At 50.8% G+C, this 21,337-nt stretch carries 14 protein-coding genes and 1 tRNA gene; 8 read left to right on the top strand and 7 right to left on the bottom strand.

All coding sequences use genetic code 11. The features are described 5' to 3' along the window. The first annotated feature begins 102 nt into the window (after window positions 1–102). The 3 genes from surE to H6A34_RS04230 all read left to right on the top strand — a co-directional run bounded on the left by surE (window position 103) and on the right by H6A34_RS04230 (window position 2,714). Entirely contained in the window at window positions 103–867 is a 765-nt protein-coding gene (gene surE, locus H6A34_RS04220; RefSeq protein ID WP_205103657.1) for a 5'/3'-nucleotidase SurE, read from the top strand. 102 nt (window positions 868–969) lie between these two features. Continuing rightward, a complete protein-coding gene (gene lpxB, locus H6A34_RS04225) occupies window positions 970–2,139 on the top strand; it encodes a lipid-A-disaccharide synthase (protein ID WP_205103659.1) in 1,170 nt (389 codons plus the stop codon). Further along, window positions 2,136–2,714 carry a flavodoxin family protein gene (locus H6A34_RS04230; RefSeq protein WP_021947490.1) on the top strand — a complete coding sequence of 193 codons (579 nt, stop codon included), beginning with the start codon at window positions 2,136–2,138 and terminating at the stop codon, window positions 2,712–2,714. The genes lpxB and H6A34_RS04230 overlap by 4 nt, the downstream gene beginning before the upstream one ends. A 665-nt stretch (window positions 2,715–3,379) precedes the next feature. On the opposite strand, the gene H6A34_RS04235 is transcribed toward H6A34_RS04230, so the two are convergent. The 4 genes from H6A34_RS04235 to rsfS all read right to left on the bottom strand — a co-directional run bounded on the left by H6A34_RS04235 (window position 3,380) and on the right by rsfS (window position 7,423). Continuing rightward, the gene (locus tag H6A34_RS04235) at window positions 3,380–3,907 is read right to left on the bottom strand and encodes a hypothetical protein (protein ID WP_205103661.1); all 528 of its coding nucleotides are present in this window, start codon (window positions 3,905–3,907) and stop codon (window positions 3,380–3,382) included. 35 nt (window positions 3,908–3,942) lie between these two features. Continuing rightward, window positions 3,943–4,794: a phosphatidate cytidylyltransferase gene (locus H6A34_RS04240; protein WP_021947488.1), complete on the bottom strand. Its 852-nt coding sequence runs from the start codon at window positions 4,792–4,794 to the stop codon at window positions 3,943–3,945. Window positions 4,795–4,959: 165 nt separating this feature from the next. Then, window positions 4,960–7,002 (bottom strand): ATP-dependent zinc metalloprotease FtsH, encoded by a 2,043-nt coding sequence (ftsH, locus tag H6A34_RS04245; protein WP_239480753.1) that lies wholly within the window; start codon window positions 7,000–7,002, stop codon window positions 4,960–4,962. Between the two features lie 61 nt (window positions 7,003–7,063). Then, complete coding sequence (gene rsfS, locus H6A34_RS04250) at window positions 7,064–7,423, bottom strand: ribosome silencing factor (protein WP_021947486.1); 360 nt, start codon at window positions 7,421–7,423, stop codon at window positions 7,064–7,066. Between the two features lie 246 nt (window positions 7,424–7,669). Between rsfS and H6A34_RS04255 the strand changes: the two genes are divergently transcribed. From H6A34_RS04255 to H6A34_RS04275, 5 genes are all read left to right on the top strand, one after another. After that, window positions 7,670–7,740 (top strand) — tRNA-Gln (locus H6A34_RS04255). A gap of 612 nt (window positions 7,741–8,352) precedes the next feature. Further along, window positions 8,353–11,610: a SusC/RagA family TonB-linked outer membrane protein gene (locus H6A34_RS04260; protein ID WP_420870807.1), complete on the top strand. Its 3,258-nt coding sequence runs from the start codon at window positions 8,353–8,355 to the stop codon at window positions 11,608–11,610. A gap of 25 nt (window positions 11,611–11,635) precedes the next feature. Next, window positions 11,636–13,678 (top strand): RagB/SusD family nutrient uptake outer membrane protein, encoded by a 2,043-nt coding sequence (locus H6A34_RS04265; protein WP_205103664.1) that lies wholly within the window; start codon window positions 11,636–11,638, stop codon window positions 13,676–13,678. A gap of 102 nt (window positions 13,679–13,780) precedes the next feature. After that, window positions 13,781–15,280, top strand: a complete 1,500-nt coding sequence (locus H6A34_RS04270) for a family 43 glycosylhydrolase (protein ID WP_205103666.1) — start codon at window positions 13,781–13,783, stop codon at window positions 15,278–15,280. Between the two features lie 218 nt (window positions 15,281–15,498). After that, complete coding sequence (locus H6A34_RS04275) at window positions 15,499–17,103, top strand: DUF5060 domain-containing protein (RefSeq protein ID WP_205103667.1); 1,605 nt, start codon at window positions 15,499–15,501, stop codon at window positions 17,101–17,103. A 148-nt stretch (window positions 17,104–17,251) separates the two neighbouring features. Here the strand turns inward: H6A34_RS04275 and H6A34_RS04280 are convergent, their stop codons facing one another. The 3 genes from H6A34_RS04280 to H6A34_RS04290 all read right to left on the bottom strand — a co-directional run bounded on the left by H6A34_RS04280 (window position 17,252) and on the right by H6A34_RS04290 (window position 21,331). Beyond that, a complete protein-coding gene (locus tag H6A34_RS04280) occupies window positions 17,252–18,535 on the bottom strand; it encodes a nucleoside hydrolase-like domain-containing protein (RefSeq protein WP_205103669.1) in 1,284 nt (427 codons plus the stop codon). Window positions 18,536–18,656: 121 nt separating this feature from the next. Next, window positions 18,657–19,334, bottom strand: coding sequence for a tetratricopeptide repeat protein (locus H6A34_RS04285; protein ID WP_205103672.1), 678 nt, complete (start codon window positions 19,332–19,334; stop codon window positions 18,657–18,659). Between the two features lie 104 nt (window positions 19,335–19,438). Next, a complete protein-coding gene (locus tag H6A34_RS04290) occupies window positions 19,439–21,331 on the bottom strand; it encodes a DUF349 domain-containing protein (RefSeq protein ID WP_205103692.1) in 1,893 nt (630 codons plus the stop codon). Window positions 21,332–21,337: the final 6 nt, after the last annotated feature.

Genomic DNA, 21,337 nt, shown 5'->3' on the forward strand with positions numbered 1-21,337 from the left:
CTAAAATTATTTTGCAAAAATACATATTTTATGCGAGAAATAGTTGATTTAAACCTTTTTTCGTACTTTTGTAAGCGAAAGAAAATTATTTTTAATGAAAAGATGAAACCGTTAATACTTATTTCCAATGACGACGGCTATCATGCTAAAGGCATTAATTCGTTAATTGACATGGTGTCAGATTTCGGTGAAATTCTTGTTTGCGCACCCGAGTCGGCACGGTCAGGGTTCTCCACTGCTTTTTCGGCAACAACTCCATTACGGCTGAAGCTGCGCCGTAAGCGTGAGGGCATGAACATGTGGTCGTGCAACGGCACGCCCGTAGACTGTGTCAAACTGGCCCTTAGCGAGCTGTGTCCACGCCGCCCCGACATCGTGATAGGGGGTATCAACCATGGTGACAACGCTTCAGTCAACTCGCATTATTCAGGCACTATGGGTGTCGTGCGCGAAGGGTGTATGAAATATATTCCGTCTGTGGCATTCTCTTTGTGCGACCATAGGGATGAGGCTGATTTCGAACCATTGCGAAAGTATGTAAGAACCATTCTTTCAGGTGTTTTGCGTGACGGACTTCCAAAGGGTGTATGTCTTAATGTAAACTTCCCGCTGGCGAGTGAATTTAAAGGTATAAAAGCGTGTCGAATGGCTCACGGAACGTGGGGTAGCGAGGTTGTTCGTGCAAGACATCCCCGGGGATATGATTATTTCTGGCTTGTAGGAAAGTACACTAATGATGAGCCCGAGGCTGAAGATACCGACAACTGGGCGTTGACACACGGTTATGTGGCCATAACGCCTACTACCATAGATGTCACCGACTATGAAATGATAGACAAGATTAAGGGCATATTGCGTAAGTCATGATATCGGCAGCATGGCCGTACAGGGGCAAGCGATAGCGCTTTTTTAGGATGTAGTCCATTGTGGATTATGCGTTTATGAATTTATGGAGCAGGATTTATCAAGATGAAATATTATATTATCGTGGGCGAGGCCAGCGGCGATTTGCATGCGTCAAGGCTAATGCGCTCGCTTAAGAGTGTTGACGCTGAGGCTGATTTCCGCTTTTTCGGCGGCGACTTGATGTTAGCCGTTGGCGGCACGCGTGTCAAGCATTACCGTGAACTGGCGTATATGGGATTCGTGCCTGTGCTACTGCATCTTCGGACAATATTCAGTAACATGGCGTTCTGTAAGCGTGACATTGTGGCCTGGCGGCCTGACGTTGTCATTCTCGTAGACTATCCCGGTTTCAATCTCGGCATTGCCAAGTACGTGAGAGCGCATACGGACATTCCCGTCTATTATTATATTTCGCCCAAGATATGGGCCTGGAAGGAATACAGGATAAAGAATATCAAGCGTGATGTTGACGAGATGTTCTCCATCCTGCCGTTCGAGATTTCTTTTTATGAGGGAAAACATAATTATCCTATACATTATGTTGGCAATCCCACGGCTGATGAAGTGGCCGATTTTCTTGCTGGCTATTCTGATACTTTTGACGGTTTCTGCAAGGCAAACTCGCTTCCTGCCGACCGTCCCGTGATAGCGCTGCTGGCCGGCAGCCGCCGCCAGGAAATAAAGGACAACCTGCCCGCCATGCTCGAGGCTGCCTCGCGTTATGCTGATAAGTACCAGCTGGTTGTGGCAGGCGCGCCCTCAATTCCGCATGACTATTACGACAAGTTCACCGAGGGGTATGAAGTTAGTGTGGTTTACGACCAGACTTACCCCTTGCTTGCCCATTCACGAGCGGCACTTGTTACCAGCGGCACGGCAACTTTGGAGACAGCGCTGTTCGGCGTGCCGCAGATTGTGTGTTACGAGACGCCGATTCCTAAGGTCATAGCCTTTCTGCGCAGACATCTCATAAAGGTTCGTTTCATTTCGCTTGTCAACCTCATAGCTGGTCGTGAAGTCGTACCTGAGTTGGTTGCCGATACGTTTACAGTCGACAACATAGTCAATGAGCTTGGCCGTCTGTTGCCCGACGGGGTGGCGCGCGCCCGTATGCTTGACGGCTATGCCGAGGTAAAGAGGCTTATAGGCAGGAAAGGGGCGCCTGACAATGCGGCAGAGGCGATGTTGAGGCTGCTCCGGAGTGAATGTGGCAATCATCAGGAAAGTCTATGAATATACTCATAATCAACGCCAGTCCGAGGCGTGACGGTTGCGTGTCGCAAATGCTCGGCCTTGTAAGGAAAGAGGGTGAGGCCCGTGGCGCCGAGGTCACAGTTGTGCGTGTGGCCGATTTGCAGGTGAGGTCATGTATCGGTTGCATGCAGTGCCGGAGCCGCCAGGAGTGCGTTTTGCCATATGACGACGCCCGGAAAGTGCTCGCCATGATAAACGAGGCTGACGCTGTGATAGTAGGGACGCCGTGTTATTGGGGTAATATTCCTGGCAGTCTGAAAGTCCTTTTCGACAGGATTGTTTACGGCATGATGGGAGAGAGCCGTCGTGGAATGCCTTTGCCATTGCACAAAGGCAAGCGGGCAGCTTTTATTGCCACATGTTCAACGCCTTGGCCGTTTAACATTCTGTTCCGTCAGAGCCGTGGGGCGGTGAAAGCCCTGCGTGAGATATTTAAGTGGAGCGGATTTAAGATTGTCGCTACGGTTGAGAAAGGCGGCACTAAAAGCAGACCTTCATTAACCGGCGGTGACTGCCATGCCTGCCGCAAAATAGTGGAACGCCTCATGAAATAGCCGTGTCTCGTTTTGTGAAATACGGCTTTTTATATTGCAAGATGCCACATTTTAGCGTGCGTTTTGCCGTCTTTCGCATGGCGGTTGACGATGTTTTGACGTTGTTACGTAAAGTTGTCGCATGATGGGATGGCGCCATGAAATATAATAAATTTTTCAAAATTCAGTGTCATCCGTCATGCTTCGCATGCTAATGGTTGATTTTCAATGGTTTACGAACTGACAGGGGATTTCGTTAGGTGCCATCAAAGTGTCACATGTGTCGTGCAAGACGACGTACGGCTGACGCTTGACGTATATCTATGTCAGCCCGTAAAACCGCTTATTGTCAATAAGATATGCGTATGGCTGACGGCTGACAGTGGTTTACTGAATTTATTTCTGTTTTTATATTAACGTGAGTTCAGTATAATGATGATGTGACAATAATCCTACTTCAAGCGGTCGATGGGTATCTGTCATTCCGCGCTTCGACAGCTTGAACTATAAAACACTGTAAGTTCTTTGTTCAAAAGAAGTATTATTCTTATACCGAACTCACGTTATATTAAGAATAAAGAGTGAATCAGGCTAAAGTTCACATCAATCTTGAATTTATAAGTTTTATATGGAGGCTAAATAAGTTATGGCTAATAGCCTGGCAATGCTCTAATGACCGATTTGGGTTAAATTCCGCAATAGAACTGGCCTGTGATTGTGCCTTCACTGAACGGCAGGGAGAATCTGCCGTATGCCCAACCGTTGTCCAAGTCGTATGACGTTATCTCAAATGTGCCGTTGTCTACTAATTCTCCTCCTATTGTGGCGTAAGCTATTCCGTTGTCCTGGCAATATACCTTGTAGTCTAAATCTGATTCAAACATGCTTCGCCCGGCCGTAGAGGTTAGATGCTCGCCTTTAAGTAAGTCTTTGGGTATGAATATTTTAATGAAATACTCTGCCGGAGCATCCCTGTCTGGCCCGAGATCTGTCTCGAACCAGCCACCGGTCGTTTCCGGGTTGTATTCAATGTATGGCGTAGCTGTGGGAGCGAAGGGGTTGAACGTCTGTTCTATTCGCGTCTGGTCGATATACGTTTTGCCGTTAAGCTCGGCCGTGCATTTAGACTTCAGGTATAGTTCTCCCTCGTGTTTCTCGCATGAGGTGAGGCTGAAAGCGATGGCAAAAGCTGTAATGCAGTGCTTTATTTTCATTGCAGTTTATGTCTGGAAGTTATGTCCGGTGATAATCAGAACAGCGTCAGCGAGAAGAGGTAGATTACTGCGGCAGGCATTGCCATGAGTGACGAGTCGAAGCGGTCGAGCATTCCGCCGTGGCCAGGCAGTATATTGCCGCTGTCCTTGATTCCGAGAGTGCGCTTGAAGAGCGACTCAACAAGGTCGCCCCACGTGCCGAACACCACGACTACGAGGCCGAGTCCCATCCATTGCAGGGTGGTGAGGGTGGCTTCGGGGGTGTGGCTATTGTCGTACCAGCCGACCAGATAAGCTACGGCAAGCACGATGATGGCGCCGCCTATGGAGCCTTCCCAGCTCTTGCCCGGTGATATCCTCGGGAACAGCTTGTGGCGGCCGAAGAGCGAACCTGAGCAATAGGCGCCCGTGTCGTTGGCCCAAAGGAAGATGAACACGCACAGGGGCACGATGTAGTTGTAGACTATGCCGCCGTCGGGTGTGGCGTTGAACGCCAGCACGTTTATCGTAGAGAAGGGCAGGGCGATGTACATCTGGCCGAGCATGGTGTGCGCCCAGTTGTTGATGGCATTGTCGGCCTTTGTATAAAGTTCGCTTATGAAAAGATAAACGATGGTGAGCAGATAGGGGATGAACACGGCCCCAGTGGGCACTACGCCGCTGCAGAATCCGCCTACGGCAAGGAAGAAATATACGCCGGCTATGGTGCTGATGAAGCGGTTGACGCTGACGCCCTTGACGGTGTTAACCAGTCCGCAGTATTCCCACAGGCTCAATCCGGTGACGAGGGCGAAGAGAAATTCCATCGCTACGGGCCGCAGGAAGCATACAACTACCGCTACGACGAAGAAAATGCCGGTGATTGTTCTTACTATAAGGTTTTTCATACTTTTGTTAGTTAGGTTTTCGGATATTAAAGAAGCTGTTGCCGCCACGCTTCGGGATATGAAACAGAAGTTAAGGAAGCCATGGCCGTTATCCCTTAGGATTGTCCGTCAGTGCGTGCGGCCATAACTTCCTTAACTTCTATAACGTCTTCAGATATCTTGTGTTCATGCTTTCTGGATGTCTTCCTCGCCCGTCTTTGTGCCTGTCAGGCCGTCTGCCACGGTGCTTGGTGTAGGTTCTGCGCCATTGTCGGCAGGCTCAGCGTTGTCGTCGCTGCCGTCGTGCGCGCCCTTGTTCTCCTCTTCCATTATTTCCTCAGAACGGCTTACCCACGGGCGCTTGCCGAAGATAGTCTCCACGTCTTCGGCGAAGATTACCTCGCGCTCGAGCAGGAGCTCGGCCAGGCGGTTGTGCCCTTCCTTGTGTTCAAGCAGCAGCGCCTTGGCGCGGTCGTACTGTTCGTTGATCATCGAGAGCACTTCGTCGTCCATTATCTTGGCCGTTGTCTCGGAGTAGGGCTTCTGGAAGTTGTACTCGTTGTTGTTGTAGTAGCAGATGTTGGGCAGTTTTTCGCTCATGCCTGCATACGCTATCATGCCGTAGGCGCTCTTTGTCACGCGTTCAAGGTCGTTCATCGCGCCTGTGGAAATGTGTCCCGTGAACAGCTCTTCGGCAGCCCTTCCGCCGAGTGTTGCGCACATTTCGTCGAGCATCTCCTCCTTCGTGGTGATCTGGCGCTCCTCCGGCATGTACCACGCGGCGCCCAGCGCCCGTCCGCGGGGAACGATTGACACCTTCACCAGCGGGTTGGCGTGCTCGAGGAACCATGATATTGTGGCATGACCGGCCTCGTGCAGGGCTATCGTGCGGCGTTCTCCCTCGGTCATAACCTTGGTCTTCTTCTCCAGTCCGCCTATGATTCGGTCAACTGCGTCGAGGAAATCCTGCTTGCCTACGTGCGTCTTGTTGTGGCGTGCGGCTATCAGCGCCGCCTCGTTGCATACGTTAGCAATGTCAGCTCCGGAGAATCCCGGTGTCTGGCGTGCCAGCATGTCAATGTCTACCGACTCGTCAATCTTCACCGGCTTGAGGTGTACCTTGAATATCTCCTTGCGCTCGTTAAGGTCAGGCAGGTCAACGTTTATCTGCCTGTCGAAGCGTCCGGCGCGCAAGAGGGCCGAGTCGAGCATGTCGACGCGGTTGGTTGCCGCCAGAATGATGACGCCGCTGTTCGTTCCGAAACCGTCCATTTCGGTAAGCAGGGCGTTAAGGGTGTTCTCGCGTTCGTCGTTTCCGCCCATCGCGGGATTCTTGCTGCGGGCGCGGCCCACGGCGTCAATCTCGTCGATGAAGATGATACACGGAGCTTTCTCCTTTGCCTGTCGGAACAGGTCACGCACACGGCTTGCGCCCACGCCGACGAACATTTCGACGAAATCGGAGCCGCTCATCGAGAAGAACGGCACTCCCGCTTCGCCTGCCACGGCTTTTGCCAACAGCGTTTTACCTGTTCCCGGGGGGCCTACGAGCAGCGCTCCCTTGGGTATCTTGCCTCCTAAATCGGTGTATTTCTTCGGATTCTTGAGAAAGTCTACTATCTCCTGCACTTCCTGTTTTGCGCCGGCCTGGCCTGCTACGTCCTTGAAAGTGACGTTCACGTCAGCTCCCTTTTCGTACATCTTGGCCTTACTCTTGCCCACGTTGAACACTCCGCTCGAGCCGCTTCCGCCTCCTCCCATGCGCCGCATCAGGTATAGCCATAGGAAGATGAACAGCAGTATCGGGCCGAAACTGAGCAGTATGTTGAACAGGTCGTTGCCCCTCTTGTTCTCGTAATTGAGCTCTCCCTTGAACTTTCCGGCCTGTTTTTCGGTTTCGACAAACGTTTCCACCTTGTCTACGCTGCCGAATTCGGTGGTGACGTAAGGCTTTTTGCCCGTGCGGTCAGAGCCTTGGTTGAACACGTCGCGTATGTTCTTCGGGTTGACGTACATCTTTAGAGTGCTTTCGTCCTTGTTGATTACAATCTTTGAGGCGTAGCCTTTCCGGACGTAAGCCTTGAACTCGTCGTAAGATACCTTCCTGCTTGTGCTTCCGCCTACGGTGTCGCCACCGAGAAGATACATTCCGATGAGTCCGAAAAGCACAAGCATGTAAATCCAGTTCATGCTGAATTTTGGCATCTTGTTGTTCTTATCTTTTTCCATTTCAGTTCTTTTATATATATAATAGGTGTACCCTTCATGCGTGTTGTACGCATCCTGTGGGTCAGTCTATATCCGGAATCCTTGTCAGTTTGGCGTCTTCCCAAAGGTTTTCCAGTTTGTAATAGTCTCTTGTTTCAGGCAGGAAGATGTGTACCATTACGTCCGTATAGTCCATTGCCACCCATTGCGCGTTGGTGAGTCCCACTACGTGTACCGGCTTTTCGCCCGCTCCGACTCTTGCTGTCTCCTCTACCGAGTCGGTGATTGCTTCAACTTGCGATGGAGAGTTGCCTTGGCAGATTATGAAGTAGTGGCAAATCGAACCTTCAATGCCGCTCAAGTCGGCGATGGTGATGTTTGTTCCTTTTTTCTCTTGAATGCCTTTCGTGATGTTCTCTACTAATTTTTTTACTTGTTCCATTAAGAATTTGAAGTGTTGTTAATGCAAAAAACGGTTTGGCGGTCAGGCTCTTCCAAAGGCTTGCCTTTATTCTTTCCTGCCGCGACATTTCCCTTGCAAAGGTACACCGATTTATCGTAAAACAATGATAAAGGGCGATTATTTTGAGTTTTTTTAGAAAAAAAACGGGCAAAATGTTGCCAGTTAAAAAAAAATGCGTACCTTTGCAAACGCAATTCGGCACTAATGCCTTTGCAAAAGATACTTTGGGATATGGTGTAATGGTAACACTACAGATTCTGGTCCTGTCATTCCTGGTTCGAATCCGGGTATCCCAACAACATTAAGACATCCTTTTCAGGATGTCTTTTTTCGTTTCCTGAGGTTTGTTTCTGCGTTGTTCGCATGGTGCTTTGCGACTGTTTTGATGGCGTGCGGCCATGTGTTGTCTGTCCGTCGTTCGTTTCCTGTTTTTATTCTGTCGGAAGTGTGTTATGCGAAAGGTCATCTTTCGCGTTGTAAAACGCGGCCTTTCGTTATGCAAAACGTGACCTTTCGCAATGTAATTGACGGCCTTTTGGAACATGCCCGTTTTTTACTTTTTTTATACAATGCGGCAAAATTGAAAATAAGCAAAAATTAACGGGAAAACTGCCATTTTAATGTTATGTATCAAAAAACACAGTTAATTTAGCCAAAAATATAGTCGGGGGGGGTAAATTTTTGCTACTTTTGCCACGAGTCTTTACCTATTTGAGAATATAAACTTTATTAATCTAATTTAAATTAACCTTTAATAGAATATGAAAAGAACGATTCAATGTAGCACAGTCATGCACAAGCTGTACGCAGGTAAAAGCGTGCGCGTGCTGTTTGTCTCGGGCTTGTCGGCATTAATGCTTGCCGGTATAATGCCTCCCTCCGCAAGGGCTGAGCTTCCTGGAAAGTCAATGTCGGTAGCCCAGGCTGCCAAGAAAGTTACGGGTACCGTTCTTGACGAGCAGGGACAGCCAATGATTGGTGTCACTGTACGTCTGCGCGACGGCAAGGCTGGCGCCACGACCGACCTCGACGGTAAGTTTTCAATCGAGGTTCCGCAAAACTCGGTTCTCGTGTTTTCTTACATCGGTTACCAGGAGTACACGCTGACCGTGGGCAACCAGAATAATTATATCATTAATATGGAGAGCGAGAACGCCGCTCTTGACGAGGTTGTGGTCATCGGTTACCAGACTATCAAGCGTAAGGACCTTACCGGTTCTGTGGCTTCTGTCAGGGGTGAGGACGTTGCCACAATGCCTGTTGCCAACGTAGCCCAGGCTTTGCAGGGTAAGCTTCCCGGCGTCAATGTCACTACGCAGGACGGACGTCCCGACGCAACGGTGTCAATCCGTGTGCGCGGTGGAGGTTCAATATCGCAGAGTAACGACCCGCTCATCCTCGTAGACGGTATCACGGTGAAGTCGCTTGACGACATACCTTCAGATCAGGTCGAGAGCATAGACGTATTGAAAGACGCCTCGTCTACAGCCATCTACGGTGCGCGCGGAGCTAACGGCGTTATCCTCGTCACCACGAAGGGTGCCAAGGAGGGCAAGGTGTCTGTCTCTTATAATGGTTACGTGAAGTTTAACACGCCTACGAAATACCTTGACACGCTCGATCCTTACGACTATCTGTCGTTCGTGTGGGGCAACGCTGCCGCCTTGGGTGATGCGTACAGGGTTTCGTTTGAGAAGCTGTACGGCCTCGGAGATAATGCCGGCAGCAATACTGGCGGCATAGAGAGTTACCGCAATGTGTCCAACCAGGACATCCAGAAGGATGTTTACAATAGCTCGGTGTCGCACAACCATGACCTTACCATCACCGGCGGCAACGACAAGACACGCATGCTGTTCTCGGCTAACTATATGGACGAGGAGGGTATGAAAATCAACTCGTATGCACGCCGTGCAAGTTTCAACTTCAAGATAAACCAGAAAATCACCAAGAATCTTGACGTAAGCTTCGACGCACGCTACTCAGACAGGCGCACTATGGGTGACGAGAAGACCACGAACGGTTCCGGTTCTATCCTGTCATCGTCATACCGCTTCCGCCCGATAGCGACCAGTGATATTCTTGGCGACCTCGACGCAATGCGTGAAGGTAACATGGAGATGTACGGACGCCAGTCAACGTGGGACAGATACAGTCCTGCCGCACGTATCGGCGACTATGAACCTCTGTACATCAAGCAGAGACTGCGCGGTACGGCGTCGCTCAATTGGCGCATCATCGACGGTCTTACGTATCACACAGACCTGTCTTACAACAGGACTTGGGAAGAGGATAAAATCTGGGGCGGAGCCATATACAACAACTATATGAACGACGCGACCGGTGAAAAACTCTATGCAGGTAGCGTAGAATGGGCAAAGCGCGGCAGTTGGGGCCTGCGTTGGACCAACACGATGAGCTATGATTTCAACTTCCTGCCCGAAGAACACCGTCTCAACTTACTTCTCGGTCATGAGGTTACGGACTCTGGCGGCGACGAAATCGAGATTGATGCCAACCACTTCCCGGCCAACTTTACGAAGGACAACGCCTTCGCCATGATCAACCAGTACGACAAGACGGCCGGCACAAGCAACTTCTTCTCAGGAGTGGACATGCCCGAGCGCATTCTCTCTTTCTTCGGCCGTGTTAACTATACGCTGCTCGACCGCTATCTGTTCACCTTTACGTTCCGTGCCGACGGTTCTTCAAAGTTCTCGCCCGAGCACCGTTGGGGATACTTCCCGGCAGCGGCAATCGGATGGCGCATATCCGAGGAACCCTTCATGGAGAGCACACGTGACTGGCTCGACAACCTTAAGCTGCGCTTCTCTTACGGTAGCGTAGGTAATGACGGTATCGACGCAAACCTCTGGTCGCAGATGTGGACATCCGAAACGGACATGAGATGGCAGTATGCACTGAACAACCAGTATTCTTCATCTTATGATTATTCTGCAACGGAAATGGCCAACCGCGACCTGAAGTGGGAGACTACAATCACACGTAATATAGGTGTTGACTTCAGTTTCTTCAACAGCCGTCTGTGGGGTTCTGTTGATTTGTACTGGAATACCACCAAAGACTTGCTCATGCTTACGTCTATACCGGGTATCACGGGCTTCACCGCTACGTATGACAACATCGGACAGACCAGCAACAAGGGTATTGAAATCTCGCTTTCCGGTGAAATCTATAAGGACAAGGACTGGAACATAACGGCGGGAATGAACATCAACTTCAATAAGGGTAACGTTGATGAACTGGCCGACAACGTAACCGGTCTCTACTCTTCGTCATGGTGCGGCAGCAGCAGTTTCCCCGGAAACGACTACATTCTCAAGGAAGGCAGCCCCGTGGGTATCGTAAGGGGATACATATATGACGGTTTCTATACTACCGACGACTTCAATTACGTTAACGGGCAGTACATCCTCAAGGAGGGTGTTGCCGACCTCGGCTCGTTCATCAATCCTGTTCATGGCGTAGATCGTCCCGAGGGACAGAACGCATATCCCGGTCTTCCAAAATACAGGGACATGAATGACGACAAGGTGATAGACGAACTTGACGTATGCGAAATTGGCGATATGAACCCTGTACACACCGGAGGTTTCAACATTAACGCTACGTGGAAGAACTTTGACCTCGGCCTTTACTTCAACTGGAGCTATGGCAACGACGTTTATAACGTAAACAAGATTGCTTCAATGTACTGCGCAAAGGAAAGCGGTGCATACGAGAACAAGCTTGCTTTCATGAAAGATGCATACAAGATTTATGATATAGTGGACGGCCAGTTGGTACACCTTACCACTCCGGAGCAGCTCAATGCCGCCAATGTTAATGCCAAGTATCCGTTGCCTTACAGTGAGAACGGTGTGACTTCTACCCTCGCGATAGAGGACGGATCTTACCTGCGACTCAACACTCTGACGCTCGGCTACTCGCTTCCGCAGAATCTCCTGCGCAAGGTCGGCATTTCCAAGCTGCGCATTTATGGTACGGTATACAACGTGTTCACCATCACCGGTTACTCAGGTCTTGACCCGGAAGTCAGCGCAAATACATCGAACAATAACGCAACATATCCTACCGTGGGCCTCGACTGGGGTACATATCCGCGTGCGCGCTCGTTCGTTGTCGGACTTAACCTTACTTTCTAAACCTACAAAATAAAAGAATCACATTATGAATAAGATAGTAAAATTCTTTACTTTGTTGACGTTGTGCTGCCCGATTGTAGCCTGTGGGGATTACCTCGATACGTCAACACCCGAGAATGCGGATGACGGCTTCGTTACTTCGACCGCGTCCGAGACTTTCAAAATATTGTCTTGGTGTTACGCTAACTATCGCCAGAACTGTGTGATGGGCGTATATCGCTGGAATGACCCTATCGGCTCAGACGCCGAGTATTACCCTGAAGTTGCTTCGCTGAACAACGCAAACGCCCGCCTTCAGCCAGAGTTGCTGAGTATCGGTACGGCAAACAGCGCGTTCAATGGCTATTATACGATTGTGGCACGTTTAAATAAACTGCTTGAGATCATTGGAACGAAGGAGGAATACATACAGGCCAAGGAGGCTGGCGAGGTAAACGAGTGGACACAGTTGTACGGCGAGGCCCTTTCGATGAAGGCTTTTTGCTACTTTGAACTTGTAAAACATTACGGCGACGTGCCTTATGGTTACGAGAATACAACCGCTTCGGAGTATAGCCTTAACTCGCGTTTCGACATATTGGACAAGGTCATCGAAATGTTCGGTGAGGCCGCTCCATTGATGTACAGGCTTGGAGAGGGAGGCATTACTGCCGAGCGCATGTCTCGCGGATTTGCCGAGGCTATGGCCGGAATGGCAGCCCTTTATTCAGGAGGATGGCAGACCGTGCGTACTGATGTGCAGGGATTGTACGGCGACGTGCAGTTGGAGACCAAGGGTGTTGACGAGTACAGCAGTATTTACGCACGCCGCACGGATTATCTCGACTATTACAGGACTGCCGAAACATACTTCGACCAGGCAATGGCTGACAAGGGAACGGCTACCCTCGTCACGACAGACGAGCGTGGATATGCCAACAACCCCTTCCAGCGCCACTTCCAGTACCAGCACGACTTGCAGCTTAGTCCCGAGTCAATCTTCGAGATCGGCAACATGCAGGGAGGCCAGAGCGGCCAGACAACGTCGAGCGAGTATCCGTACGCTTTTGGCCGTGCGTCAAACGGAGCCTCACAGATGGGAGCGCCGTGTAAGGTGTTCGGTGCCGTGCGTATAATGCCGACATTCTATTATGGAGAGTTTGAAGACGGTGACATGCGCCGTGACATAACAGCAGCCGTTACGGGTAGTAACGGCGACGGTAACGAGGCCATACTTCGATTCGCTCCAGGTAACAAGCTGGATGGCGGTATGACCACGAATAAGTGGGACCCCAACCGCATGAATCCGCCGTATGTCGCAGACCAACGACAGTCAGGCATGAACTGGCCTATCATGAGACTGGCCGACCTTATGCTCATGCGTGCAGAGGTTAAGGCCGTGCTCGGTAATGACGTGGCTGCCCGTAGCGACCTTAACGACGTTCGCCGCCGTGCCTTCGGAGACACTAACCATGACATACAATCGTCCGGCGACCAGCTCCTTGCCGACATTCTGCAGGAGCGCAAGCTGGAGTTTGCCGGTGAAGGCCAGCGCCGCTGGGACCTGATACGCAACGGCCTGTTTGTTGAAAAGGCAGTCGAGGTACGCGCAGAGATGTCGCAGATGGTGGCTGACCTGCAGTCAAAGGGCTATCATGAGTTTGCCAACGGCAACCAGATTCCGATGTACATATGGGTGAAGAGCGTACACCGCGACAATCCGCTGACATATGATGCGGACCCGACAGACCCGGCTTTGTATCCCGGATGGCGCGGACAGTACGACTATTCTACCACCGACGCAGCCAGCGCGGTTAAGGGTACTGACCATAACCTGGCGATAGAGGGACTCTTCGAGTACATCGACCCCGAGAGCGAAAGGGCTAAGCAGCTCGAGGCTGACGGCTATGTCAAGACGGATTGGGGTAAGGGCATTGTTGACAACGCTGACCATTACTGCAACAGTAACTTGCTGCCGGGTGTGAAGGCAGGCAACGTTCCTCCGAGATATTACTTCCCGATACCGTTCGAGGTGTTGAGCCATTCTAACGGAAAGGTGACCAACGGCTACGGACTGGCACAGGAGTAATTGTTTGAATATGGGTTAAACTTTAATGCGGAAAAGGCTGTATGCGGGGCAGTGTGCCTGCGCAGCCTTTTCCGTTTTATTTTTATCAATTTGCTTAACGTCATGAAAAATATTCTTGCATTATTTATATCGTCGGCCATTATAGCGTCATGTCCTCTGTGGAAGGCTTCGGCCGGAGAACCGATAGACGAGAGCTTGACCACGGTGCGCATTCTCGAAGGCGACAATTCCGACCCCTCCATTGTGCGTCATGGTTCGGAATATTACCTTGTTCATTCCTCGTTTGTCTACACTCCGGGGCTTGTTGTCTACAAGTCGGCCAACCTTGTTGACTGGACCCCGTGCTCTGTTGCGCTCAATGAGTTTACGGGAGACGTGTGGGCACCAGACATCACCGTCGTTGACGGCCGTTTCTACATTTATTTTCCGACTCTCGGCGACCACGGCAAGACCAGTATGGTAACCTGGGCCGACGACCCTTCGGGGCCGTGGAGCAAACCCGTTGACCTGCATGTAGGAGGTATCGACCCTGAGCATGTGGTTGACGCGGACGGGCGCCGATATCTGTTGATGAGCTCTGGCGACATGTATCCGTTGTCGGCCGACGGCTGTTCTATCGTTGGCGAGCCCGTGAACGTGTACCGTGGATGGGAGATACCTGATGAATACGACATCGAGAGCATATCCATGGAAGGCCTTAACATCAAGAAAGTAGGGGAGTATTACTACCTGTTTGCCGCCGAGGGCGGTACGGCAGGCCCTCCTACAAGCCACATGGTGGTTGAGGCGCGTAGCAAGAGCGTGCTTGGGCCGTGGGAGAACGCGCCGTTCAACCCGCTGCTGCGCACGCAGTCGCGTGACGAAACATGGTGGAGCAAGGGACACGGCTCGGTGGTTGACACCGAGGACGGCCGCCTGTTCATGATTTTCCACGCATACGAGAACGGTTACCAGACGTTGGGCCGACAGACGCTTCTGCGTGAATTGGAACTGAAAGACGGATGGTTGCGGCTGAAAGAGGGCGCCATATCGTTGCCCGCGCCTGCAAGACAGAAGGTTGCCACGGCGTCGGATTTCGTATGGCAGACGTGCCGTGAGCATAATATAAGCGAGCGTTTCTACATCGGGCAGGATACGTTGAGGCTCGTGCCTAAGGGCGTTTCGCCCGCCGAAGGCTCTCCGCTGCTCGCCCGAACGAGCGCTCACAGGTATGAGGTTGAGGCATGCCTCAGGCTGAAAGGCGGCAAGTCGTCGGCCGGATTTGTTGACTATTACGACGAGCGTTATCATTTCGGGTTCGGTTTCGACCGTGACGGCCTTCTCCGATACCGCCGTGGACAGGTCAGCCGGGCTGCGTCTAAATGTCCGGAGGCTAACCGTGAGGGCTGTACGTGGCTGCGCATGCGTAACGACGCCAACGTGCTGACGGCATGGTACAGCGCCGACGGCAGGACATGGCATAAGTTCCCATGGGGTTTCGACGTATCCGGAGTACACCATAATACGGTGTACGGATTCCTTTTCCTGCGCCCAGGAATATACGCCGGAGGTGAAGGCGAGGTGGAGGTGACGGACTTCAAGTTGACCAACCTTGACTTGTGACATTCGATTGACGGCAAAACGCATTGCAAAAGGCCGTCTTTTGCAAGATAAAAGAAGGTCTTTTAGAAGCCAAAAGATGGCCTTTTGCAACCCCGTTGATTATCAATGATTTACGAAGGGACGGTGAAATGCCTCGGTGGCGGTCGATTCCCGCCTTGCAGAATACGTCCTGACGGCTTGTATTAATACAGCAACAAATCTAAAATCAATATCAAGACATGAGAAAACTTTTCGTTATATTACTGCTTGCGGCATGCTGGCTGACGGCCGGCGCACAGGCTGAGGTCGAGCGTTGGGGGCGCTTTGAGGCCTCGTTTAAAGCCGATGTAAAGGGAAATCCGTTTGACGTTGCCCTTACGGCGACATTCTCGGGGCCCGACACTACGTTCACCGTGCGAGGCTTTTACGACGGTGACGGTATTTACAAGGTGCGCTTCATGCCTGTAAAACAAGGACGGTGGACTTACAAAACAAGTTCTGCGGTGGCCGCGCTCGACGGGCGTGAAGGCTCGTTTACATGCGTGGCGCCTGGCAAGGACAACCACGGCCCCGTGACAACGGACGGAACTTACGACTTCAAGTATGCCGACGGCAAGCGCTATTACCCCGTTGGCACAACGTCGTACGACTGGATGCACGCCGGCGGCGACTATCCCGCTCGCACGATAAGGTCGCTCGACAAGGCGGGATTCAACAAGGTAAGAATGTTGCTCGTTGTGCAGAACTTCGACTTCGGGTACCCCGAGCCTGCGTTGTATCCCTTTGAATTGAAAAAGAAAAGCCGCGGCGAGGACGGCAAGACGCATTTCGAGTGGGACTACACGCGCTTTAATCCCGAATACTTCGACCATGTTGAGCGTTGCATAGACAGCCTTGCGGCCATCGGCGTGGAGGCAGACCTCGTGCTGTTCCACCCTTATGACGACGGGCGTTGGGACTTCGACAAGATGCCTATGGACGTCAACCTGCGTTACGCCGCTTACGTTACGGCACGCCTTGGAGCCTTCCGCAACGTGTGGTGGTCGTTGGCCAATGAGTATGATTTCATGCGCCACCTCACCATTGCCGACTGGGACAGCATTACACGCACCGTAGACGAGGGCGACCCGTACGGCCATCTGCTCTCGATACACAGCCACACGGCCAAGTATTACAAGTACTGGGAGCCCGTTTACACGCATGCCAGCGTGCAGGACCAGGCCCCCGTCGAGGATTTTGGCCGTGCCGCAATCGTAAGGAACATCTATAAGAAACCTGTGATATTCGATGAAGTGCTCTATGAGGGCAACATGCGCAACCGCTGGGGCAGTCTGAGCGGAGAGGAAATGCTGCATCGCATGTGGCAGGGACTCGTTGCCGGCACGTACGTAACGCACGGAGAGTGTTACCAGGACAGCCCGACCGACTACGTACGTGACTTTCTGGCCGTGGGCGGAGAGTTCCAGGGCGAGGCTTGGAAGCGCATAAAGTTCATGCGCTCCGTGCTCGACGCCATGCCCGGCCCAATGCAGCTCAGCGACAGCAGTTGGGACCCGTACACGTCGTCGGCAGGGGAGAATTATTACATCGTGTATCTCGGAAAGCGAATCTCGCATGAATGGACGTTCGACCTGCCCGTGAAGAACGGCCCGTATCCCCGCCTGAAGGAAGGACAGAAGTTTAAGGTCGAGATACTGGATACGTGGAACATGACCGTAACGCAATATCCCGACACGTTCGAGACGACCGCTCCCGTGGGCGACAGAGTGTACGACAAGCACCACGGCAAGGTGCGTCTGCCCTGTCTGCCGTATCTCTTGCTCAGGATAACGAAAGCGGAATAAAATAAAAGTGAAAAGATAAAAGTAAAAAAATACAATTGCTTTGTTGAGTGAACAATGAAAAATTAAAAGTGAAAAATCCAGCGGCTTACATAAACAATAATGCCGTTGGATTTTTCACTTTTAATTTTTCATTGTTAATTCTTATTTTTCACTCACTGAGCCATTCCCATCTTTCGGCCCAGTCGTCAAGTACTTCGTTTCTCCATTTAGATACAGTCTTGACGCCTTGCCACGGCCCGTCGAAGAGCTCTGGGGCCTGTTTGTCTGAATACCAGTGGTCTCCGAGTTTGTAACCGAGCTTCGTCGGCTTGCCCGGCCATGCTCCGCTTACTACGAAAGTGCCGCTAAGGCCGTTTAGTTCCTTGATGTTCGACTGTGTTGTGAATGTCAATACGGCGGGTGCTTTGGGCGAATATCTTACGGCATATGTGCCGTCGCCGAGGTACACTCCGTCCCAGTCTTGCTTGTCAACACGCATGGTGAAGTACTTTTTGCCCTTTTCCGAAGCGTCAAGCACCGGTCCCTTGAACATCAGTTCCATAACGGAATATACGGCAACGGTATCCTTTACGGTGGGGATATGGTTGAAGACGGTTCGCGGGCTTTCGTATATGTTCTCGAAACTTCCGCCCCAGCATTCCTTGAAAGGATTGTTCGGGTCGCCGTCCATCATGTAAAGCAGCGACGGAGTGTCGCCCATCTTTACTATTCCTTTGTAATAATTCTTGAAGTCCTTGCCAAGTTGTCCCGCTCCCTTTATTGCCGCGTCGTAATAGCCGGTGTTGTATTTGTCGTGGACATTGTTGTCGCTAATGAATCCTCTGTATGCCGCGTTGTTCTCTATAAACCAAAGGTCGGGAAAGTTCTCGGCGATATATGCATAGCTGTTTACTCCCCATTTCTTGTTCGGGCCGCCTATCCAGTACACGCGTATATTGTCCTTGATGTCGGGAGCGTCGTGCAGTGCCTGGGCCACATCTTCCAATGTGCCCCATACCAGTATCCATAACGGCCTGTCGCTACTGCGGCGTGCGCATTCTACAATGCATTCCGAGCCTTCCGTCTTGTCATCGTACCCTTTGTAAGAGGCAAGTCCGTGCCGGCCTTGTTTGCACAGCTTGCGTAATTCTTGTGGTGTCAGCAGGTCTTTGTCGTGCTTTTTCAGCTTCTCGTAGTCGGCTTCGTATATGTCGATCATGCGTAGGATTTCTTCCTTCGAGCCGGGTCCGTATGACGCGGAGGATATTATTCCCTCGATGTCAAACTGACTGTTGTACATCAGGAAATGTGTCATCGACTGATTGTCGTCGGGGTCCGTGCCGCCTATGTCAGTGCTGACGATTATCCGTGGCTTGATGTTGTTCACGTCTCTTGCCGTCACTCCAAGGCATGTGGTTACAATGCAGGCGGCTAAAATAAACAAAGACTTCATAAGGTTATGTGTTTTTTGTTGTTAGGTAAAGATATTGGTATGTGTTATTTCATTGCTTTATTGAACACGGTTCGGCGCAGGATGTTGCGTATCGGTGTTTATGTGGTCAGGATAAACGCCGTCATTCCTTGCATTTGTCGTACCATTCAAGGAGCAGGCCGCGCGGCACTCCGCTGCTCACTGCTTTATCCAAGGCCTCTTTTGCCTCACGCCTGCGGTTGCGCATCAGCAGTATTTCCACTTTCGATATGGTGCATTCGCGGTTTGCGGGGTCACGTTTCAGTGCCTCGTCAAAGTCGAAAAGTGCGATGTCATATTGTTCCATGTCCTTTTCGAGTTCTGCTCTTGCCGCGTAGACAATGCTGCTGTCCGGATGCATTTCAACCAAGTTGTTTAGCTGGTCGAGAGCATCTCTTTGGCGTTCCAGCTTGACATAAGTATAGGCCAGGCCTAATCTGGCTTCAAGATTGTCGGGAGCCATGCTTACAAGCCGTTCGTAATCGTTTTTAGCAAGGTCGTAACGGCGCAGGCTGTTATTGGCGTATGCACGGTAGAATAATGCTGACAGGTTGCTGTTGTCATTGTCAAGCACTTTCCTGCATGCGTCTATTGCGTCGTCCCAGTTGAGCAGTTGCAGGTTTACTGCTGCCTTGCAGAGCAGCAGGTCAGTTGAACTTGGGTTGTTGGCAAGCTGCTTGTTTATTACATCAAGCGAGTCGCGCCACTCTTTCATGGTCTGCGAATATGTGCAGATGGTGCCGCTCAATATGGCGAATGCCAGTAAAATAACCTGTTTCAAGTCGTAAAATGATTATTGTATTTATAAAAATTAAGAGTTAAGAAACATGCGCCTTACGGCGTTTTTGTCCATGTTGTCTTAACCCTTAATGTATTAGTGTATCGTTACTCGTTGTTTTCGGCGTCTATTGCCTTTATTTTTTCTCGTACAAGGTTCATGTCGTCTTTTAGCTTTTGTACCTTGCGGTTCATCTCGTCGATAAGGCTGTTGCCCTTCTTGCTTGACGCGCTGAGGAAGCCGATGTTGTTTTCGTAGGTCTGGATTTCCTGCTTCAGTGATTCATATCGGCGCATCAGGCGTGCCCGTTCGTTGTCAAGTGCATCTGAACCTTTCTCTGCCACGTTCTTCAGATTATTCCTGAACTTGTCCAGACGACGGCGTGCCGTGGTAACATTTAGCTCCTTATATAGTCTGTCAAGAATGTCGTGATACTCTTTGTAGACGTTGTCCTTCTCCTTGAACGGTACGTGGCCTACGGCGTTATATTGGTCGATAAGCTCACGTGCCTGCTCTTGTACGTTGCCTTCAGGGTTGTCGGCCAAGGTCTCGAGCTGTTTGATGATGTCACGTTTCTTTTCAAGGTTGGCGCGTTCTTCGTTACGTGTGCCTGCGTTTGCGTTGTTGCGTGCATCGAAGAAGTGGTTGCATGCTGTAAGAAAATCGTTCCATAACTTGTCGCCTTGCTTCTTTGGTACCATTCCTATGGTTTTCCATTCTTTCTGCAGGGCTATAAGCTTATCGCTTGTTGATTTCCAGTCGGTGCTGTCTTGCAGTGCCTGCGCCTGTTCAACGAGGGCTTTCTTCTTTTCTATATTCTCCGAGAACTGTTGCTTCATGTTCTTGAAGAACTCGGCCTTCTTGCCGAAGAAGTCGTCGCATGCGGCGCGGAAGCGCTCGAATATCTTGACGTTCATCTTCTGGGGGGCAAAGCCTATCGTTTTCCATTCTGCCTGTATGGCGATTATTTCCTTTGTCTTCTTGTCCCAGTCGCCGGCGTTCTTTATTTCATCCTTAGCTATGTTTTCTACTTTCTCGCAGAGTTCGGTTTTCTTTGTGAGGTTGTCTTCCTCCTTGGCACGCAGCTCCTCGAAGTGTTGCTGGTGGCGCTTGTTTATTACGGTAGAGGCTGCCTTGAAGCGTGCCCACATATCCTCGCGCAACTCTTTGGCAACAGGTCCTGTCTCACGGTATTCCTGATGCAGTTTCTGCAGTTGGTGGAAAGCGCTTATAACGTCGCTTTCGTCAGCCAGCTTCTCGGCCGCTTCGCATAGGCGTGTCTTTATTTCAAGGTTTTTCTTGAAGTCGTATTCGCGGGCTTCGTTGTTTAGTTTCAACAGGTCGTAATACTGTTCTACGTAAAGTTGGTAGTTACGCCACAGCTCGTTGGCCTTTTCTGCCGGAACGAGTTTTATTTCTTTCCATTCCTGCTGCAGTTTCTTGAAGTCCTGATATGATTTGTTCGCCTCGTCAGGCGACGTGAGCATGGCTTTTATTTTCTCGATGATGTCGAGCTTTCTTGTCAGGTTCTCTTGTTTCTCCTTCTCCTGTTCAAGGAATATCTTTGCGCGTTTTTCCTTGATGACGCTCATCTCTGCCTTGAATTCCTCTTCGTCTTCATCGGGTACGACCTTGTATTCAGCGGGGTCTCCTCCGCCGTCAATATAGGCTTTCATGTCTGCTTCACGCTCGGCGAAGTGTAGTTTGTAGAAGATGGTCTTGAGGTAGTCCACTTCGTCTTTCTTCGGATTGTCGTCTTCGTGGGCTATTTCCTTAAGCCTTGCTATTACTTCTTTCTTGTTTTTATACACTTTCTTTTGTTCCGGGGCGTCAGTTCCGGCAGGTTGGTCTTCCGTTGTTGCCTCTGCGGCCGTAGCGATGTCTTCTGCCATGTCCGTCGGGGTTGTGTTGATGTTTTCCACGGTGCCGTTGTCACCTGGCGTGACGTTCAGCTGTTCTTCTGTACGCTCTTGACCGAGAGTCATTTCTTGAGAGTCCATCATATA

It is taken from the genome of Marseilla massiliensis (assembly GCF_016899855.1).
Classification (GTDB): domain Bacteria; phylum Bacteroidota; class Bacteroidia; order Bacteroidales; family Bacteroidaceae; genus Prevotella.

Bases quoted from the DNA above. Each gene is read 5' to 3' on its own strand.
- surE (WP_205103657.1), top strand. From the start codon at position 103: ATGAAACCGTTAATACTTATTTCCAATGACGACGGCTATCATGCTAAA.
- lpxB (WP_205103659.1), top strand. From the start codon at position 970: ATGAAATATTATATTATCGTGGGCGAGGCCAGCGGCGATTTGCATGCG.
- H6A34_RS04230 (WP_021947490.1), top strand. From the start codon at position 2,136: ATGAATATACTCATAATCAACGCCAGTCCGAGGCGTGACGGTTGCGTG.
- H6A34_RS04235 (WP_205103661.1), bottom strand. From the start codon at position 3,907: ATGAAAATAAAGCACTGCATTACAGCTTTTGCCATCGCTTTCAGCCTC.
- H6A34_RS04240 (WP_021947488.1), bottom strand. From the start codon at position 4,794: ATGAAAAACCTTATAGTAAGAACAATCACCGGCATTTTCTTCGTCGTA.
- ftsH (WP_239480753.1), bottom strand. From the start codon at position 7,002: ATGGAAAAAGATAAGAACAACAAGATGCCAAAATTCAGCATGAACTGG.
- rsfS (WP_021947486.1), bottom strand. From the start codon at position 7,423: ATGGAACAAGTAAAAAAATTAGTAGAGAACATCACGAAAGGCATTCAA.
- H6A34_RS04260 (WP_420870807.1), top strand. From the start codon at position 8,353: ATGTCGGTAGCCCAGGCTGCCAAGAAAGTTACGGGTACCGTTCTTGAC.
- H6A34_RS04265 (WP_205103664.1), top strand. From the start codon at position 11,636: ATGAATAAGATAGTAAAATTCTTTACTTTGTTGACGTTGTGCTGCCCG.
- H6A34_RS04270 (WP_205103666.1), top strand. From the start codon at position 13,781: ATGAAAAATATTCTTGCATTATTTATATCGTCGGCCATTATAGCGTCA.
- H6A34_RS04275 (WP_205103667.1), top strand. From the start codon at position 15,499: ATGAGAAAACTTTTCGTTATATTACTGCTTGCGGCATGCTGGCTGACG.
- H6A34_RS04280 (WP_205103669.1), bottom strand. From the start codon at position 18,535: ATGAAGTCTTTGTTTATTTTAGCCGCCTGCATTGTAACCACATGCCTT.
- H6A34_RS04290 (WP_205103692.1), bottom strand. From the start codon at position 21,331: ATGGACTCTCAAGAAATGACTCTCGGTCAAGAGCGTACAGAAGAACAG.